Raw genomic sequence first — 2,519 nt, 5'->3', positions numbered from 1 at the left:
TGCCCATCAGGGCCAGGCCCATGAACACTTCGTAGGACACGGTCTGCGCCGAAGCACGCAGGGCGCCGAGCAGGGCGAACTTGTTGTTACTCGACCAGCCGGCGAACAACACCGCGTAGACCGACAGACCGGCCATGGCGAAGAAGAACAGCAAGCCGATGTTCAGATCCGCGACGCCCCAGGTCGGGGTGATCGGGATGATCGCAAACGCGATCAGCAAGGCGGACATGGCCACCACCGGCGCCAAAGTGAAGATCACTTTGTCGGCAAACGGCGGCGTCCAGTCTTCCTTGAAGAACATCTTCAGCATGTCGGCGGCGATCTGGAACATGCCAAACGGGCCAACGCGGTTCGGACCGTAACGGTCCTGCCACCAGCCCAGCAGGCGACGTTCGACAAAGCTGAGCAACGCACCGGCGACCACCACGGCCAACAGAATGACGATGGCTTTGATGACCGTCAGGATCACATCGATCACTTCAGGGGTGAACCAGGTCATTGCGCTGCCTCCTGCAGACCGTCGACGGATACGCCGGCGAATGCCGGTGGAATGCCGGCGATGCCCGCAGGCAATGCCACCAGACCGGCGCCCAGTTCTTCATTGATACGCAGCGGCAGACGCAGGGTCTGACCGGCCACGTTCAGGCTCAGCAATGCACCGTCGTTGACGCCCAGACGATCCGCTTCGGATTTCGCCAGTGCCACGTAAGCGGCCGGAATGCGCTCTTGAACCGGTGCGGCTTTCGAAGAGTTTTCTTCGCTGCCGAACAGGTGGAAGAACGGCACGGCTTGCCAGGTGCCCGCTGCCGGGTTGAACGCACGCGGTGCTGCAGCGAACCAGTTCAGCGAATCGCCAGTGCTTTCGATCAGGCGGGTGCCCGGGTCGCCAGCACGGATGTGACCACCGACTTCGTCCTGGAACTTGTTCCACGCTTGTGGCGAGTTCCAGCCCGGAGACCAGGCGAAAGGAACCTGCTGACGCGGCTCAACCGAACCCGAGTAACCTTCCATGGAGAAGGCGAACGCGGTGTCTTTGTCTTGCGGGGTGCGTGGTTCGTGAACGCTGATGTCGGCGCGCATTGCGGTGCGACCGGAGTAACGCAGCGGCTCACGCGCCAGTTTCAGACCCTTGATACGGAACGCCGCCGACGGTGCTGCGTCGACGATACGCGCCAGTTGCGCGGTGCTCGAAGCAACGGCAGCGGTGACGTGGTCGAGTTGCGTCCAGTCGATCGGCTGGTTCAGCAGGGTCGCGCGCAGGGCGTGCAGCCAGCGCCAGCCTTCGTGAACCAGAATGCTCGCGTCGAGGTATTGCGGATCGAAAACCTGGAAGAAGCGCTGGGCGCGACCTTCCTGGCTGACCAGCGTACCGTCGCCTTCAGCGAAGCTTGCGGCTGGCAGAACCAGGTGCGCGCGGTCGGTGGTCGCGGTCTTCTGATGATCAGCAACGATCACCACTTTCGCAGCGTTCAGTGCGGCATCGACCTTGTCTTTGGCGGTGCGGGTGAACAGATCGTTTTCCAGCACGACGATCGCGTCAGCCTTGCCGTCGATGACGGCTTGCAGCGCCGCGTCGACCGATTCGCCACCGAGCATGGCCAGACCGAGGCTGTTGGCTTCCGGCACGATCAGGCTGATCGAACCGTTCTTCTCGCGCAGTTTCAGTGCTTTGGCGATGTTCGCGGCGGCTTCGATCAGGGCTTTGGAGCCCAGCGAAGTACCGGCGATGATCAGCGGACGTTTGGCCGCGAGCAGGGCGTCGGCAATGCGCTGAGCCAGTTCCAGTGCTTCGGCGTCCAGACCTTCAACGGCCGGGGCGCTGGCGTCCAGTGCGTGAGCAACGGCGAAACCGATGCGCGCCAGGTCGTCCGGAGCAGCGTGTACGCATTCTTCAGCGATGTCGTCGAGCTTGGTTTCCGCCAGGCTGGCGATGAACAGCGGGTTCAGCGCGTGCTGACCGATGTTCTTCACCGCAGCATCCAGCCAAGGCTGAACGCGCATGGCTTCGGCCATGTCTTCAGCTTTGCCTTTGACCGATTGACGCAGCGACAGCGCCATACGAGCGGCGGTCTGGGTCAGGTCTTCGCCGAGGACGAAGATCGCATCGTGGTCTTCGATGTCGCGCATGTTCGGCACAGGCAGCGGGCTGTCGTTCAGCACTTGCAAGACCAGACGGATGCGTTCCAGTTCGGACGCTTCGATACCCGAGTAGAAGTGCTCGGCGCCAACCAGTTCGCGCAACGCGTAGTTGCTTTCGAGGCTGGCACGCGACGAACCGATACCGACGATATTGCGACCGCGCAGCAGGTCAGCGGCTTTATCCAGTGCGGCGTCCAGACCGAGCTTGGTGCCGTCGGCCAGCAGCGGCTGACGTGGACGGTCGGTGCGGTTGACGTAGCCATAACCGAAACGGCCACGGTCGCACAGGAAGTACTGGTTCACCGAACCGTTGAAACGGTTTTCGATGCGACGCAGTTCACCGTAACTCTCGCCCGGGGAGATGTTGCAACCGCTCGAGC

The 2,519-nt window shown here is 62.4% G+C and carries 2 protein-coding genes; both read right to left on the bottom strand.

Features of this window, described 5'->3' with window-relative positions; genetic code table 11:
- Window positions 1-499 (bottom strand): NADH-quinone oxidoreductase subunit H (locus ACIP1X_RS28605; protein ID WP_400755942.1); only part of this gene is annotated, 499 nt, incomplete at its 3' end.
- Window positions 496-2,519, bottom strand: a 2,024-nt coding sequence (locus tag ACIP1X_RS28600; RefSeq protein WP_400755941.1) for a molybdopterin-dependent oxidoreductase, incomplete at its 5' end; no start/stop codon positions are given. The genes ACIP1X_RS28605 and ACIP1X_RS28600, both read right to left, overlap by 4 nt.

The organism is Pseudomonas sp. NPDC088885 (assembly GCF_044750025.1).
GTDB lineage: Bacteria > Pseudomonadota > Gammaproteobacteria > Pseudomonadales > Pseudomonadaceae > Aquipseudomonas > Aquipseudomonas rustica.
Note: the sequence above shows the minus strand (reverse complement) of the source record. Positions and strands in the feature narration are given on the sequence as shown.